Annotated in this window: 10 protein-coding genes; 2 read left to right on the plus strand and 8 right to left on the minus strand. The window is 65.6% G+C overall.

Going from position 1 to position 16,279, the window contains the following annotated elements; genetic code table 11:
* Positions 1-13: 13 nt before the first annotated feature.
* Positions 14-1,030 (minus strand): amino acid ABC transporter substrate-binding protein, encoded by a 1,017-nt coding sequence (locus ACVWZ4_RS29960; RefSeq protein WP_456703526.1) that lies wholly within the window; start codon positions 1,028-1,030, stop codon positions 14-16.
* A gap of 395 nt (positions 1,031-1,425) precedes the next feature.
* Between ACVWZ4_RS29960 and metC the strand changes: the two genes are divergently transcribed.
* Positions 1,426-2,610, plus strand: a complete 1,185-nt coding sequence (metC, locus tag ACVWZ4_RS29965; protein ID WP_456703525.1) for a cystathionine beta-lyase — start codon at positions 1,426-1,428, stop codon at positions 2,608-2,610.
* A 164-nt stretch (positions 2,611-2,774) separates the two neighbouring features.
* Entirely contained in the window at positions 2,775-4,460 is a 1,686-nt protein-coding gene (locus tag ACVWZ4_RS29970; RefSeq protein ID WP_456735080.1) for a Na/Pi cotransporter family protein, read from the plus strand.
* Here ACVWZ4_RS29970 and ACVWZ4_RS29975 read toward each other — a convergent pair.
* The 7 genes from ACVWZ4_RS29975 to ACVWZ4_RS30005 all read right to left on the minus strand — a co-directional run bounded on the left by ACVWZ4_RS29975 (position 4,434) and on the right by ACVWZ4_RS30005 (position 16,024).
* On the minus strand, positions 4,434-4,871 hold the full coding sequence (locus ACVWZ4_RS29975; protein WP_456741738.1) for a DUF3592 domain-containing protein: 438 nt from the start codon (positions 4,869-4,871) through the stop codon (positions 4,434-4,436). The genes ACVWZ4_RS29970 and ACVWZ4_RS29975 overlap by 27 nt on opposite strands.
* Positions 4,872-4,902: 31 nt before the next feature.
* The gene (locus ACVWZ4_RS29980) at positions 4,903-5,241 is read right to left on the minus strand and encodes a lipid-A-disaccharide synthase N-terminal domain-containing protein (RefSeq protein WP_456703522.1); all 339 of its coding nucleotides are present in this window, start codon (positions 5,239-5,241) and stop codon (positions 4,903-4,905) included.
* Entirely contained in the window at positions 5,238-5,972 is a 735-nt protein-coding gene (locus tag ACVWZ4_RS29985) for a glycosyltransferase family 2 protein (RefSeq protein WP_456741739.1), read from the minus strand. Before ACVWZ4_RS29985 ends, ACVWZ4_RS29980 begins: the two co-directional genes overlap by 4 nt.
* 66 nt (positions 5,973-6,038) lie before the next feature.
* Complete coding sequence (locus ACVWZ4_RS29990; RefSeq protein ID WP_456735078.1) at positions 6,039-6,884, minus strand: phosphatase PAP2 family protein; 846 nt, start codon at positions 6,882-6,884, stop codon at positions 6,039-6,041.
* 1 nt (position 6,885) lies between these two features.
* Positions 6,886-8,628 carry an ArnT family glycosyltransferase gene (locus tag ACVWZ4_RS29995; protein ID WP_456703519.1) on the minus strand — a complete coding sequence of 581 codons (1,743 nt, stop codon included), beginning with the start codon at positions 8,626-8,628 and terminating at the stop codon, positions 6,886-6,888.
* A gap of 50 nt (positions 8,629-8,678) precedes the next feature.
* A complete protein-coding gene (gene pbpC, locus ACVWZ4_RS30000; protein WP_456741740.1) occupies positions 8,679-10,811 on the minus strand; it encodes a penicillin-binding protein 1C in 2,133 nt (710 codons plus the stop codon).
* 8 nt (positions 10,812-10,819) lie between these two features.
* Complete coding sequence (locus ACVWZ4_RS30005; protein ID WP_456741741.1) at positions 10,820-16,024, minus strand: alpha-2-macroglobulin family protein; 5,205 nt, start codon at positions 16,022-16,024, stop codon at positions 10,820-10,822.
* Positions 16,025-16,279 lie beyond the last annotated feature (255 nt).

Here is a 16,279-nt window from a genome sequence, read left to right on the forward strand (position 1 = left end):
TGATCGAGCGGGATCAGCGGATCGGCGGCGCGTACTGAAGACCACCCTTGTTCCAGAGATTGTTCAGACCACGGTTGATGGCGAGCGGGGAGCCGGAGCCGACATTGCGATCGAACATCTCGCCGTAATTGCCGACGGCCTTCACGATACGGATCACCCAATCATTGGTCACGCCGAGCTGCTCGCCGAAATTGCCGTCGGTGCCGAGGACGCGTTTCAGCTCCGGATTCTCCATCTTGGCTTTCTCGTCGACATTCTTCGAGGTGATGCCGAGTTCCTCGGCGGTCACCATGGCGAATAGCGTCCATTTCACGAGGTCGAACCACTGGTCGTCGCCGTGGCGTACCATCGGTCCGAGCGGCTCCTTCGAGATGATTTCCGGGAGAACCATATGGTCGTTGGGGTTGGCGAGCTTCAGACGGTTGGCGTAGAGGCCGGACTGGTCGGTGGTGAAGACGTCGCAGCGCCCGGCTTCGTAGGCCTTGACGGTTTCGTCGTTGGTGCCGAACGCGATCACCTCGTACTTCATGTTGTTGGCCTTGAAGTAGTCGGCCAGATTCTGCTCGGTGGTGGTGCCGGTTTGCACGCAAACAGATGCGCTGTTGAGCTCCAGCGCGGAATTCACCTTGAGCGACTTCTTCACCATGAAGCCCTGCCCGTCATAATAGGTCACGCCGGTGAAATTGGCGCCGAGCGAGGTGTCGCGCGAGAGGGTCCAGGTGGTGTTGCGCGAGAGCACGTCGATCTCGCCAGATTGCAGTGCGGTGAAGCGGTCCTTGGCCGAGGTCGGCACGAACTTCACTTTCGTCGGGTCGTTGAAGATCGCGGCGGCAACGGCGCGGCAGACGTCGACGTCCAGCCCGGTCCAGTTGCCCTTGTCATCAGGCGACGAGAAGCCCGGCAGGCCCTGGCTGACGCCGCAGGACAGCATGCCCCGATCCTTGACGGTCTTGAGCGTTTGCGCGTTGGCGGCCTGGGCAGAGAGGCCGGCGGCGAGAGCAAGAGAGAGAGCCAGGGTTACGCGTTTCATGGTTTCAGGCCTTTCAAAGTCGTCTCAAGGTCAGGAACGTTGTCTCAGGATCGTCTCCGCCAGGGCAATCCTACTTGGGATCCGCCTTGCAAGAGTCATGCTGGAAAACCTTGCCGAACACTCGCCGATCCTGGGAGGCCATACCTTAATCCCCGCCGAAGGCGCCCGCCGTTGTGGCTGTGACGCAAGGTTCGGTCAAACGATGGATCGAAGGTCGCGGCAGGCCCCTCAACATGCGGCGACTGAATAGCACCTGCGCATCACAGAACGACTGGCGAGCCGGGTCAAGGGGTTGACGGGACTCTTCTGTGTTCTGTTATTAACGTCCGCGGCCTCCAGGCCGCCCCGGCCGTGCGATCCGCGCCCGGCGGAAACGCTGTTTTGAAAGCAGACGCATGGATTCCTCGCACCCCGCACAGCAGCATGCCGATACCCGGCTGGTCACCTCCGGCCGCGACACCAAGGCGCAGAAGGGGTTCGTCAATCCGCCGGTGTTCCACGGCTCCACCGTGCTCTATCCGACCGCCGAGGACCTGCACGCCCATCGGGGCGAGTTCACCTATGGCCGCCACGGCACCCCGACCACGCGTGCGTTCCAGGACACGCTGATGGCACTGGAAGGACCGCAATGCGCGGGTGTCGGCATCGTACCGTCGGGCCTGTCGGCGATCTCCACCACTCTGCTCTCGGTGCTGAAGACCGGCGACCATCTACTGGTCGTCGACAACATCTATCGCCCCTCGCGCAATTTCTGCAACGGCATGCTCGCCCGCTACGGGGTCGAGACCACTTACTTTGATCCGCTGATCGGCGCCGGCATCGAAAAATTGCTCAAGCCCAACACCCGTGCCGTGCTGGTCGAGGCGCCGGGCTCGCAATCGTTCGAGATGCCTGATATCCGCGCCATTGCCGAAGTGGCGCATGCGCGTGGCGCGCTCGTCATCGACGACAACACCTGGGCGACGCCGCTGTATCACCGCTCGCTCGAGCAGGGTGTGGACATCAGCATGCAGGCCGCCACAAAATATATCGGCGGCCATTCCGACATCATGTTCGGCACCATCTCGGCCAACGCCAAGGCCTGGCCGCAGATTGCCGAAGGCATCCGCCTGCTCGGCGTCTGCGCCGGCCCCGATGACGTCTTCCTGGCGCTCCGCGGCCTGCGCACGCTGTCGGTGCGGCTCGCGCAGCACCATCGCTCCGGCCTCGACATGGCGCACTGGCTTGCGGCGCGTCCCGAAGTCGCGCGCGTCCTGCATCCGGGGCTCGAGACCGATCCGGGCCACGCGATCTGGAAGCGCGATTTCACCGGCGCCTCCGGCCTGTTCAGCATCGTGCTGAAGCCGGCGCCGCAGAGCGCGGTCGACACAATGCTCAACACGCTCGAGCTGTTCGGCATGGGCTTCTCATGGGGCGGGTTCGAGAGCCTGGCGATTCCCTTCGATTGCGATACCTATCGCACCGCGACCAGGTGGGCGCCGGGCGGCCCGACGCTGCGACTTCACATCGGCCTCGAGAGCGTCGACGACCTCAAGGCCGATCTCGACCGCGGCTTTGCTGCCCTCAAAGCGGCAATGTGAGCCGCGCCGCGGCGGACGCGCAGCCGCGCCGCGGGGACGCGCAGCCGCGCCGCGGGGGGAACGAGCACTCCGCGGAGACGTTGACGCCGACGTGCCAACAAAGGGTTTGATCCCCGATCATTTGGCGCTAGCCTCACCAGTCGACTCTGATCCGGACACGGAGCATGGGAACGTTGGTTCTGCTCGATCTGATGGGCGGCGTAGCGCTGCTGCTGTGGGGCCTGCATATGGTCCAAAGCGGCATTCTGCGCGCCTTTGGTCCCGACTTGCGACGTGTGCTTGGCAAGGCACTCGGCAACCGCTTCAGCGCGTTTGCCGCGGGCCTCGGCCTCACCGCGCTGCTCCAGAGCAGCACGGCGACCGCGCTGCTCACCAGTTCCTTTGCCGCCGAGGGCCTGCTCAGCCTCGTCGCCGCGCTCGCCATCATGCTGGGCGCCAATGTCGGCACGACGCTGATCGTGCAGGCGCTGTCGTTCAACATCGCAGCCGTTGCTCCCGTGCTGTTCGTGCTCGGCCTCGTCGCCTTCCGCGCCGGTCCCCGCTCGCGGATCAAGGATATCGGCCGCGTCTGCATCGGTCTCGGCCTGATGCTGCTGTCGCTGCACATCCTGCTCGACACGCTGGCGCCGGCGGAGAACGCTCCCGGCGTACGCGTCGTGATGTCGGCCATTACCGGCGACCCCATTCTGTGCATCGTCGTCGCCGCACTCCTGACCTGGGCGGTGCATTCGAGCGTCGCCAGCGTGCTGCTGGTCATGTCGCTGGCCTATTCGCAGTTCATCACGCCCTCCGCGGCGCTCGCCCTGGTGCTCGGGGCCAATCTCGGCAGCGCCATCAACCCGGTATTCGAAGGCGCAAAGCGCGACGATCCCGCGAGCTACCGCCTGCCGATCGGCAATCTCATCAACCGCGTGGTCGGCATTGCGCTGGTCTTGCCGTTCCTGGCTACGATCACGCAGCTCATGCATGCCTGGCAGCCGGATCTCGCCCGGATGACGGCCGCCTTCCACACCGCCTTCAACGTCGGCACGGCCATCCTCTTCGTCGGCCTGCTCGACATCATGTCGCGCCTGCTGACCCGCCTGTTGCCTGATCGCGTGGAGGAAACCGACCCAGCCCGGCCGCGCTACCTCGACGAAAGCGCGCTGGAGACACCGTCGCTCGCGCTGGCCGATGCCGCGCGCGAAACGCTGCGCATGGGCGACCTCGTCGAAACCATGCTGCGCAAGGTGATGGCCGCGATGATGACCGGCGATCGCTCCCTGGTCGACCAGGTCTCGAAGACCGACAACATCGTCGACAGCCTCGACGAGGCCATCAGGCTCTATGTCACGAAGCTGACCCGCGGCAGCCTCGACGAGAGCGAGGGCCGGCGTGCGATGGAGATCATCTCCTTCGCGATTAATCTGGAGCATATCGGCGACATCATCGACAAGAATCTGAGCGAGCTCGCCACCAAGAAGATCAAGCGGCGCTTCCAGTTCTCGGCCGAGGGCGCCGAGGAGCTGGCCGCGTTCCACAAGCGCACGATGGATTCGCTGCGGATCGCCTTCGGCGTGTTCATGTCGGGCGATGCCAACGAGGCCCGCAAGCTGCTGGTGGAAAAGACCGCGCTGAAGAACACCGAGCTCGCTGCCGTCGAACGCCATCTCGACCGCCTGCGCGAGGGCCGCCCGGAGACGATCGAGACCACCTCGCTGCATCTGGACGTGCTGCGCGATCTGCGCCGCATCCATTCGCACATCTGCTCGGTCGCCTATCCCGTGCTGGATGCGGCCGGCGAGCCCTATCGCCGGACCGAGGCGGAAGCCGCCCTGCCCGCCTCAGGCGCGACGGCGCTGCCGCGTTAGGGCCGCGCGAACCAGAACCGCTCCTCCCGAAAGCAGGAGCCCCGCCGCGCAAAGCAGCGTCGGGGCGATCCACAGCGTCAGGAACGAGAGCAGGCGCACACCTTCGGGCTGCTGCGGATCGTAGGCGATCCTGACCTGCTCGCCATCGGCATAGGGCTGTGCCGTCGAGCCCGATGAGGACGTGATGGTTATCGCGCGTCCGTCACGCGTCACGAATTGAAACGTCGGATAGAGAAAGGTCCCGCCATGATTTCCCCCGCTTCGCGCGATGGCGCCGGCGAAGCGCGCCTCGGTCTGCTCCGCTCTCGCGAGGAACGCAACCGTGCTGCCGAGATCGAAAAGGCCGAGCCCGAGCAGGATCAGCCCGACCAGAAGGACCGATACGACCAGAATTACCGGTAGCTTGCGCATGCGGAGATTTGCATGTCCACGCGCCCCTTGATCAGCGCTCCAGCGTCTTCGACGTCCGGCCGCGGTTCTTGATGATCAGCATGATGTTGCGGACATAGATGATCGTCGCGAGCGCCTGTCCGAGGATGATGATGGGCTCGCGCTTCACGACGCCGTAAACCAGTGTCATCAGGCCGCCGCCCATCGAGCAGAACCAGAACGCCATCGGCACCACGCTGTTGCCGGCGCGCTCGCTCGCGATCCACTGCACGAGGAAACGCGCGGTGAAGAACAATTGCGCGACCAGGCCGAAGGCGAGCCAGAAATCGAACTTGGCGACGAAGACGTCGTAGAAATAGTTGTGCAACGCCTGACCGAATTGAATGATCATGCCTTTACCTCAGTCACGTCTGGAGTGGGCTTCTTGCGGCGGATCAACCACCACACGCCGGCGAGATCCATGATCCCGATCCACAGCCGGTCGAAGAAGCCGTAATTGGACACGCCGGAATGGCGTGGCCGGTCGATCACGTCGACATAGGCGATGTCAAAGCCTTCGCGGCGGACCAGCGCCGGCAGGAAACGATGCAGCCCGTCGAAATAGGGCATCGACAGGAAGACCTCGCGCCGGAACGCCTTCAGTCCGCAGCCGGTGTCGCGCGTGCCGTCCTGCAGGATCGCGTTGCGGACCTTGTTGGCCACCCGCGACTGGAGTTTCTTGAAGCCGGTGTCCTTGCGCCCGACGCGTTGTCCCGCGGCGAGGCCGATATTGGCCCCCTTCTCGACCGCCGCGATCAGGTCCGGCAGGAAGACGGGATTGTTCTGGCCGTCGCCATCGAGCGTCGCCACGATCGCGCCGCGCGCCGCCCGCACGCCGCTGCGCACCGCCGCCGACTGGCCACCGGATTTGGCGTGACGCAACTGCCGCAGATTGTCCCGCTGCGCCATGATGCCTACGAGCCGCTCGCCGGTCGCATCGGTCGAGCCGTCATTGACATAGATGATCTCATAGACCCAGCGGCCATCGAGCGCGGCCGCGATCTCCTCGATCAGGGGGGCAATGTTGTCGGCTTCGTTGCGCACGGGAACGACGATGGAAACCGAAGGCTGGGACGACGACAAATCGAAAGCTCGTGGTTGGATTTGGCCTTGCATCCTGGGAACCCGCTTCCCGGGAAGCAGCCGCTTTTATGGGGCGGATGCCCCGCGGGCAACCCTTTTGAGCCGACCGGGAAGCGCCCCCGGAAGCGGCACGATGGTGCCGTCGGCGCTGATGCCAAAGGCCAGCCGGCGCGCCGCAAACCAGTAACGGACCGCCATGGCGCCGACCATGCCGACCAGAGCACCGGCCGTGACGTCGCTCGGGTGGTGCGCCAGCAGCACCAGGCGGGTCAGCACGATCACGATCGCGTAAGTGAACATCACCACGCGCAGGCGCGGCCACAGCGCCGCGACGGCAAATGCCAGTGCAAACGCCGTCACCGCATGTCCCGACGGCAGGCTGGAATATGCCCCCGAGCCATCAAGGGGCATGAAGTTGAACGGATCGGCCTTGCCGCCGACGAAGGGACGTCCGCGGCCGATGAGATATTTCAGGATTTCGGCCACGAACACCGACAGGGCTACGGACAGAAACAGATACTGCAGCCTTGTGCCGAACCCGAGCAGGAGCGCGCGGCGCGTACCGTGCGTTCCGGCAGCCAGAAGCGCGACGATCACCAGTGCAACGCCCAGCGCCGTGAGCACATTCACATCCTTGCCGAAATCGGTGAGGATTCGGATCGGCCAGAGCGCCGGCGTGCCACGCGCCGGCATCAGCTGGATTTCGGTCCGGTCGAAAGCGAGCATCAGCACGATGACGAGCGTTGCACCCGCTGCGCCGAGCCACAGCGAATGCCGCGCCAGAGTTCGCGCAGCCGCAGCGCGGCGCGAATGCGAGGGTGAGCGCGCGAGCTGCGCCAGCGCGTGCCCCGCGACGGCAAGCAGCTGCGCGGGATAGCTCGCGCGCGGCGCGAGGGTGGTCGAGCCGGCCATCCTATTCGGTGCCTTCGGAGCGGAAAATCGAGATCGAGATCGCGCGTCCCTGCGAGAAATTGTAGCCTTCGATGCGCGCCCCGACCTTGTAACGCAGTCCGATCGCCTCGGCGCGCTGCACGAAGCTGCGCTCCGAGCGTTGTTCGATCAGCGCGAAGCGACAGCTTCCCTGCCTGAGGAAATCGGCAGCGCCCGACCCGTCCGTCAACAGCGTCTGGGTGCCGGTCAGGAACACGAGGCTCGGTTCGGCATAGCCGGCGGAGGCCGCCCTTGGCCCAACGCAAGTGACGTTGCGCAGCGCGCGTGCGATCTCGATGCTCGGAAACAGCGGCGTCAGCGATGGCAGCACGATGCCGTAGACCACGACGGCGAGCATCAGCGCCGCGACCAGCGCGTTGAGCAGCGAACGCTCGGCGCGGTTGGTGTCGAACAGCCACCAGGCGAACAGGCCGAAGATCAGCGAAGCCGCGATGAACGGCCAGGCGACGAACGCCGGCTGGCGTGTCAGCATCACCGCGCCGACCACCGCAATGATCGAGCCGCCTGCCGGGATCAGGAACCACCAGGCCGAGCCGCGCGCGAGCCACGAGCGCGACAGCACGTTCCGCTCCAGCGCGCCGGCCGTGAGGATCGCAATCGCCGGATAGAGCGGCAGCACGTAGTGCGGCAGCTTGGTCAGAACCGCTTCGAACACGATCCAGGACGGGATCAGCCAGGCCAACAGAAATTGCGCGCCGGGTTCGCGTCGCGCCCGCCACACCGCAGGCGCCGCCATCGCCGCGAGCGGCGCACCCGGCCAGAAGGTGATCCAGAACAGCGCCAGATAAACCCCGGGCGGCGCGCCATGGGATTCCTGCGCACTGAGCTTGCTCAGCATGTCTCCGCCGACGGAATCAGCGAAGAAGGCATCGCCGGCGCGCCAGAAGATCGCGATGAACCAGGGCAACACCAGCACCAACATCCACATCAAGCCCCAGACGGGGCGCAAGCGCCACAGCCAGGAGGAATCGCGGTCCTGGATCGCGAGCGCGACGATGGTCAGACCTGCGAACATCAGAATCAGCGGGCCCTTGATCAGGATGCCGACGGCGAGCGCGGTCCAGAAGATCGCGGGCCAGCTCCAGGGCGGATGGGTCTCGTCCTCGGCGCGCTGCCAGGACAGATAGGCCCGCGCCATGGCGCCCATGGCTGCGGTCACGCAGAACAGCAGCATGGCGTCGGTCTTGGCGAGCCGCGCTTCAACGCCGAGCAGCACGGAGGCGGACATGAGCAGCGCGGCAAGCACAGCCGCGCGCCGCGTCACGAAGCCGAGCGCCGTCCAATAGGTCATCAGCACTGCGCCGATCGCCCCGATCAGCGAGGGCAGCCGGTAGACCCAGATCCGCAGCTCGGCCTTGGGCAGCTTCAGCGCCGTCGCGACTTCGACGGCCGCGGATTGCAACCAGTAGATGCCGACCGGCTTCTTGTAGCGGACGTCCTCCTGGAAGCGGATGTCGACATAATCGCCGCTCTCGACCATCTGCTTGGTCGCCTGCGCGAAGCGCGCCTCGTCGCGATCGACCGGCGGGATGGTGAAGAAGCCGGGCAAGAACAGCAACAGTGCGCACAGCACCAGGAAGCCCACAGCGCGCGCGTGGCTGGTGGTGACAAAGTCGAGCATCAGCACAAGCCGGCTGCCCGGATTCACGGGCGTTTTCGGCTCTCGGGGTGCTCCAAAACGGGGAGTTGGATAGGTCTCGGCCATTGGTTCCGCTTACGCTGAAACCGCCGTCGCCACAACCGCTTAAGCCGCTCTCATTGAATTCGAATGACGACTGTGTCTGCTGCGCCAACGGCATCGATCACGGTGAGACGTGCAAAGCCTGGGCCGGGGGGATCGATGAGCCGCTGGCGCCGCCCGTCGATCTCGCCGAGAGCCGTTCCGTTGAGCATGACCGTCATCGGCAGCACCCCGCCCGCGACCTTGACCGGCATCGCGGCCGCTTCCGTTCCGCCTGAACGGTCCACGTCGATCCGGGAGCCGTTGAGGGGGAACTGGATGTGGAGCGCCTGCTCGCCGCCGGTCCGCACCAGCTCTCCGACCGGGCGGAACCGCTTTAGCGGCAATGGCAACTTGGCGTTGCCGGCCACCAGGGTTCCCTTGGGCGGCTTCGGCAGCGGAACCAGCGTCTTGCCCGTCCGCGCGAAGGCATCGAACAGGATGGGTGCAGCGGCGACGCGGCCGATCAGGCCGGGAACCGGCGCACCATCGGGCCGGCCGACCCAGACGCCAATGGTCATGCGGCCGTCGAATCCGACCGACCAGGCATCGCGATAGCCGTAGGAGGTGCCAGTCTTGAAGGCGATCCGGTTATGGGCGGCATTTTCCGGCGGCGGGGTTCCCAGCAGCACGTTGCCGACCTGCCAGGCCGCCACCTGATCCAGCAGCCGCAGCGGCTCGCGATCGTCCTTGCCTGCGATGATCTCACGCAGCGGCTTGGTGGTGCCGAGCCGGGCGAAACCCGCATAGAGCTGGGCGAGGTCCTGAAGCGTCACGCCGACGCCGCCGAGACCCATTGCGAGCCCCGGTGCCTCATCCTTGGGCAAAACCAGATTGCCGCCGGCTTGCCGTAGCCGCGAGGCCAGCCGGCTCGAGCCGACACGATCGAGCAGCACGATCGCCGGCACGTTCAGCGACAGCTGCAGTGCCTTCTTAACCGGCACCGTGCCCTGGAACGTCAGGTCGAAATTCTCCGGCGCGTAGGAGCCGAAGCGCACCGGGCGATCGTCGATCAGGCTGTCGGGATGGACAAAACCGTCCTCGAACGCGAGACCATAGATGAACGGCTTGAGCGTCGAGCCAGGCGAGCGGATGGCGCGGGTCATGTCGACCTGCCCGGCCCTGATGTCGTCGAAATAGTCGGCCGAGCCGACGCGGGCGAGTACGTCGCCGCTGTCATTGTCGATGACGATGATGCCGACCGAGATGTTCGGCCCCAGTGCAATGGCGCGGTCGCGCGCCAGCGGCTCCAGCACCTTCTGCAGATTGGAATCCAGCGTCAGCTTGATGACAGGGACGTCCTTGACCGTCGCCAGCGCGTTATCGGAGGCATGCGGTGCCAGGATCGGCATCGGCTTGCGCAGTTTCGGCACGGGCACGGCCTTGGCCTGCTTCGCGTCATCGAGGCTGACCACATGCTCCTCGACCATGCGGTCGAGCACCCGATCGCGGGCGAGGCGTGCGGCTTCGGGATAGCGGTCGAGCCGGCGTGTTTCCGGCGATTGCGGCAGCGCGACCAAAAGCGCTGCTTCCGCCAGCGACAGCCGCTTCGGCTCCTTGCCGAGATAGGCGATCGAGGCGGCGCGGATGCCTTCGAGATTGCCGCCATAGGGCGCAAGCGCCAGATAGAGGTTGAGGATTTCGTCCTTGTCGAGCGTCCGCTCCAACTCGATCGCGCGCACGATCTGGTGCAGTTTTGCGTAGAGCGAACGCTGCCGCCGCGGCTCCATCAGCCGGGCGAGCTGCATCGAGATAGTCGAGCCGCCGGACACGATGTGGCCGCGCGTCGAAAGCTGCAAGACCGCACGGCCGAGCGCCAGCGGATCGATGCCGTCATGGGCGTAGAAGCGCTGGTCCTCATAGGCGAACAGCAGCTTGAGATAGGTCGGATCGATGTTGGCTTCGGCGTCGACCGGCAACCGCCACCGCCCGTCGGCCATCGCATAGGCGCGCAGCAGCTTACCGTTGCGGTCGACGATTGTGGTCGACACGCGGCGCGCCTCGTCGAGTGGCAATGGGCCGAGTGAATAGACCCAGCCGACGAAACCGATGACGGCGAGGATGAACGCGAAGGCGGCGATGGAGAGGGCACGATGCCCCCTGCTCCTCGTTCCGTCAGGGCCGGGCTTGGCCCGGCCATCCACGTTCTTGCTCAGCGCCTCGCTCATCTCACCACTCACTTCGCCGCCCGCACCTCGACTGTGCCTGTACCGGTGCGACCATAGCGCGAGGGGTTGTACATGTCCTCGACATAGGCCTGCGGCAACACGTATTTGCCGGGTGAAACCACGCGCACGACATAGGCGACGGTGAACACCGCCTTTGAGTCCGCGGCGCGGTCCACGGCCGCCGTGAAGCGGTCGTCACGGAACTCGGTATCCTCGGGCTCCGCGCCGTCCTCGATCCAGTCCAGCGTGCCGCTGTCGCCCGACGACACCAGTTTGGGATTGTCGATCTCCAGACCCGCAGGCAGATAATCGGACACCATGATGTGGCCGTACTCAGGCTTCGCCTCCGTAATCTTCAACACCACGGCAAAGCGATCGTTCTGCTTGACCTTGCTGATGTCGGCGGGCCTGCCGTCGAGCGTGAAGTAGTTCCGCTCGATCTTGAAGCCGTTGGACGCGGCCGGCTCCGGCGCCACCGGCGAGCCCGACACCGAGACCACCGCCTGCACAGGCGCATCGCCGGTGTTGGTGATCTTGAGCGGCTTGCCACTCAGGCTGTCCGCCTTGTAGCTGCGATAGAGCGCCGTCTTGATCGGCTGGCCATCGACCTCGATCGAGAGGTTTTCCTTGGCCAGAGCCCGGGCCGCGAGCACCAGCCACGCATTCTCCTGCGTGGAGGTATAGGGCGTCAGTCCGCGCGCGGTCTCGACCCGTGCGACGGCCTGCGTCAGCGTCGCCTTGGGTGCGTTGCCTTCGCTCGCGAGCGAGACCAGAGCAGCGGCGTCGCGGAGCTGCGAGCCGTAGTCGCTACGGCCGAACTCCAGCACCGGCTTGGGCGCAAGCGAGTCCAGCGCCGCGCCATAGACCCGCTCGGCGCGGTTGCGGTCGCCGACCAGAGCGAGCGCCGCTGCAAGCTGAGACTTGGCGATCGGCGTCGCTAGATTGTTCAGCTTGGTATCCGCGAGATAACGGAGATCGCCGATCGGTGCCGCGCCGTTGCGGGCCAGCACGTAGAGCCCATAGGCGAGATCGCGCCCGCCGTCCTTCTCTGGCTCATTGCCGTTGACGACGGAATTGCGGATACGATCCAGCGCGTTCTTGAACAACACATCAGGCACCACAAAGCCCTTTTCGCGGGCGCGGGTGAGGAAGTCAGTCACGTAGGCATCGAGCCAGGCATCGTCGCCGCCCGCCGACCACAGGCCGAACGAGCCATTGGAGCCCTGACGGGCCAACAGCCGCTCGATGGCATCGCGGATGCGCTGATCGACCTCGGTGTCCATCGCAAGATGCGCCCCGGCCGCGAGGTCGTTGACGTAGAGCAGCGGCATGGCGCGACTCGTGATCTGCTCCGAGCAGCCATAGGGATAGCGGTCGAGCGCTTTCAGGATCGTCGCCGCGTCGAGCGCGGTGGACAGGCTGGCCGAAACCGAAACGCTGCCGGTGCCCGGCACGAGGTCGGAGAACATGTCCGAGGTCAGCGTCAGGCTCTCGCCCTTCGCCAACGTGCGGATCGAGCGCCGCGCCAACACCTGCGTCGCCGCCTTGACGTCGAACGCATAGTGCCTTGCGAGCGCAAGTCCGTCCGGTCCCCTGATGTCGACGTCGAGCGTCGCCTGCCCCGCCGCGGTCGCATCGAGCGCCAGCGAGAACGCGTTGCGCTGTTTGGCGGCGAGCTTGACCGTGGTGGCGGGATTGCCTGACATCTTCACCGGGCCGCCGGTCTTGACGTTGATGACGTAGTCGCCGGCCTGCCCCTCGACATTGTCGATCTCGAGATTGACCGTGCCGTGGTCGCCATTGAGCAGGAAGCGCGGCACCGTGGTGGTCAGCACGACGGGATCGCGGATCACGACGTCGGTGTTGGCGCGGCCGAGTTTTGTAGCGGTCCATGCCACCGCCATGACGCGCGCGGTGCCTGCGAAATCCGGAATGTCGAAGCTGACTTCCGCAGTGCCCTCGGCGCCCACCGTGACGATGCCGGAATAGAGCGCGAGCGGCTTCTGCGCGGGCGGCGAGCCTTGCAGTTCGGCCGCGCCGGCGTCGCCGCCGGATTTGATCTGGCCGCGCGTACCGGACATCCCGTCGATCAGCTGCCCATAGAGATCGCGGATCTCCGCGCTGAGCTGACGCTGGCCGAGATAATAATCATCCGGCGCCGGCGGCTTGTAGTTGGTGAGGTTGAGGATGCCGACATCGACCGCGGCGACGACGATCTTGGCGTCCTCGCCCGGATTGAGCCCGTCGAGCTTGACCGGGATCTTCAATGTGGAATTCGGCCGGATCAGATCGGGCGGCGTCAGCTTGACCTGAAGCGTGCGGGCCTGCTTGTCGATTCCGAACCACTTCAGCCCGATCGCACGGCCCGGCATGCGCTGCGCGGCGGCATCGAGCGGACGGCGCAGCGTCGCCACCACATAGGCGCCGGTGCCCCAGTCCCTGCCGACCGGCAGTCTCACCTGCGCAGTGCCTTGCTTGACGTCGATCGTCTGTGTCGTCAGCAGCCGGTCGCCGACCACGTTGACGGTGAGCTTGCCGGCGGCGCGGACATTGACTGACACCGTCATGGTGTCGCCTGAGGAATATTGCGGCTTGTCGATCGAGGTTTCCAGCAGGTCCGGCGTGTCGGCGCTGCCGTCGGAATACCAGCCGACGTCGAACTGCACCGAGGTCACCGGGCCGTCGGCATCGTTCGACTTCACATCGAGCCGGTAGCGGCCGGGGCGCGGCGCCAGCGAGATGCGGGACGGCTTGTCGGCAGCGATGGTGACATCACCGTCGGCGACGCGCGAGGTCGACTTGACCGGCTCGTACTCCCAGTAATTGTTCTGGCGATACCACTGATAGCGCGACTCCATCTTCAGGAGTTCGTAGCGCAGGCCGTCGCGGGCAATCGTCCTGCCATCGGGGGAGACGAACACGACGTCGAACTCGGCCTTGTCGCCCTCCGCGACGTTCTTGTCGCCGAAGAGCGGCTTGACGCCGATCAGCGCGGTCGCGGGCGCGACCGGCAACACCAGCTTGCGCTCGACGGCGCGGCCGCCGGTTTCGACCATGCGGATGAAGATCTGCGCCTCCTGCGGACGGGTCGAGGCCGGCTGCTTCTCCAGCGTCACCGGGAAGGTCGCAACGCCATTGGCATCGGCCTCGGGAAGGTTCTCGAGCGGCGAGCGCTCGTTCGAGGTGGTCTGCTCGTCATCAACGCCGAACTGGTAGCCCGCGAAACCCGGCCGCTCGGCGGCCGGAGCAATCAGCATGTCGCCTTCCAGGCTGAGGCCGGATGCAGGCGCGCCATAGAGGAAATGGCCATCCGCCTTTAGCTCCACAGGCGCGTTGGCTTTGATCAGCTTGTCCTTGGCCGACAAGTCGAATTCGATTCTGTCCGGGACATAGTCTTCGACCATGAACGTCGTCTCGCCGACCGAAGAGCCCTTGGGATCGGTGAAGGCGCGCACCCGCCATGTTCCGGTCGGAACAGCCGAGTTGAGCGGCACCGCAAGCGTACGGCCGCCGGCGCCCTGGTCAGCCAGCACGGCACGGCGGAATTCGACGCCGTCAGGACGCTCGATCACGAGGGTCAGCGGCCCGCCATTGACGGCATTGCCCTGCCCGTCTCGCAGCAGTGCCGTGAGATAGACCGTCTCGTTGGAGCGATACACGCCGCGCTCGGCATAGACGAAGGCGTCGGCGCCCGCAGGCACTGCGCGGCCGGCAACGCCGCGGTCGGACAGATCGAACGCCGAGGTCTTGAGGCTGAGAAAAGCGTAATCGGCTTTCTCACCGGTCACCGTCAGCATCGCCGGCGACAGACCGCCCTCACCGCGCGCCAGGCCCGCCTCGAACAGCACATGGCCAGCGTCGTCGGTCTTGCGCGTCGCCAGGATCTCGTTGTTGCGGGCAACGAGCCTGACCTCGGCTTTCCCGACCGGCTCGGTCGAGGCCAGCGAATTGACGAAGACATGGATGCCGTCATTGCCGGAATATGCCGATACGCCGAGATCGGAGACGATGAACCATTGGGTGGCGAGCTGGTAGTCATCGTCCGCGCCCGGCCCCTTGGCCGCTGCGGTCATCACGTAAACGCCGGGCTGAAGCTCACCGAGCGCCTCGTCGACCGGAAATGCAGTGATGACGTCCTGGTTCAGGTTCATCGCGGTCGCGAGCTCGCCGGACCACACTTTCACGCCGCGCTCGTCGCCGAGATCGCTGAGCTGATATTTCGACAGTGTCTTCTGGAAGTCGCTGTCGAGCACCGTGTTGATCAGATTGCGATCGCCGATCCTGTAAACGTTTATATTGACCGCCGGCGTGTTGACGCTGACCACGGGAATGCCGCGCTGGCCGGTGCGCGGCAGCACATAGGCCCGGCTGGTGAAGCGCACGAACGGCTTGCGATCGCGCACATAGATGTTGAACTCGGCCGATTTCGGCAGGCCTTCTTTTACGGTCGACGGCAACCCGGCGCGCAGAATGATGTTGTAGCGCTCGCCGTGCTTCAGCCCGTCGACGCAGAGCTGCTTGCCCTCGGCCGACAGCGCCGGCTTGTCCTGGCCTGCAAGCGCGAGAAAAGGCGCGAAGTCGGTGCGCTTGGCGAGCTCTTCCGAGAATTGGAAGCAGGCGCGCGGGCTCGCCGAATCCGAATCCACGGTGTAGTCGAGCAGCCGGAAACCGTGCTCGTCGCGCATCTTCTCATACTGGCCGCGGACGTCGGCGACCTCGCGCATGTCGAGCGACAGCCGCAGCGCGTCCAGCGCCGGACGCCAGAGCCTGCGCTCCGCGAGCGACCTGCCGAGTACGGCGAGTGCGTCCGCCTCCTCGCCGGGATTGCCGGCGCGCTGGTAGGCGATGTAGGCGGCGGTCGAGGCGCGTTCCAGCAGGAAGGTCTGCTCGCTCGAGCTCTTCGGCGTGATCTGGAAGATGGCCTTTGCGAGCCGCAGCCAGTTGCCCGCATCATCAGGCGTCGTGGCGGCGATCTGGCCGAGGACGGCAAGCCCGGTGCGGAAGTCATTGCGCCTGAAGGCAGAATCCGCGTCGCTGCGCAGGCTCGTCCCGGTCTTGGCGACCGGTCCGGCCTCGCTCTTGATCTGCGCCTCCAACTTGACCGCGGAATCGGCGAGATCATCGCGCTTGAACGCCTTGTCTGCGGCTTGTGCTGCGCTCAGGCCAAACGCCAGCGTGGCGCAGAGAGCAAAGGCGCGAACCAGACCAATCATGAATGGACTCCCGGAAATCGCGGACGAGCGCCGCGGCGGCGATAAAGTGTGCGGAAAGGTGACGGACTCGTGGCGATGGAACCACAAGGTGCAAAACGTCGCATTCGTCATGGCAAGCCACGCCCAGAGGAGACCAATCGCGCTATCGCCGCGCACGCCGTCCTGGGGCGCAGCAATATCGGACCGATCGACCGGCGGCCGTGTCCCGGAAGCTCCTCAGCGTTGCCGGCGACGTGATCCGTCGTCCGGTCCGCT

Source organism: Bradyrhizobium sp. USDA 4472 (assembly GCF_054058595.1).

What these genes read in the sequence shown, in the direction of transcription:
- ACVWZ4_RS29960 (WP_456703526.1), bottom strand. Translation starts at nt 1,030, where the DNA reads ATGAAACGCGTAACCCTGGCTCTCTCTCTTGCTCTCGCCGCCGGCCTC.
- metC (WP_456703525.1), top strand. Translation starts at nt 1,426, where the DNA reads ATGGATTCCTCGCACCCCGCACAGCAGCATGCCGATACCCGGCTGGTC.
- ACVWZ4_RS29970 (WP_456735080.1), top strand. Translation starts at nt 2,775, where the DNA reads ATGGGAACGTTGGTTCTGCTCGATCTGATGGGCGGCGTAGCGCTGCTG.
- ACVWZ4_RS29975 (WP_456741738.1), bottom strand. Translation starts at nt 4,871, where the DNA reads ATGCGCAAGCTACCGGTAATTCTGGTCGTATCGGTCCTTCTGGTCGGG.
- ACVWZ4_RS29980 (WP_456703522.1), bottom strand. Translation starts at nt 5,241, where the DNA reads ATGATCATTCAATTCGGTCAGGCGTTGCACAACTATTTCTACGACGTC.
- ACVWZ4_RS29990 (WP_456735078.1), bottom strand. Translation starts at nt 6,884, where the DNA reads ATGGCCGGCTCGACCACCCTCGCGCCGCGCGCGAGCTATCCCGCGCAG.
- ACVWZ4_RS29995 (WP_456703519.1), bottom strand. Translation starts at nt 8,628, where the DNA reads ATGGCCGAGACCTATCCAACTCCCCGTTTTGGAGCACCCCGAGAGCCG.
- pbpC (WP_456741740.1), bottom strand. Translation starts at nt 10,811, where the DNA reads ATGAGCGAGGCGCTGAGCAAGAACGTGGATGGCCGGGCCAAGCCCGGC.
- ACVWZ4_RS30005 (WP_456741741.1), bottom strand. Translation starts at nt 16,024, where the DNA reads ATGATTGGTCTGGTTCGCGCCTTTGCTCTCTGCGCCACGCTGGCGTTT.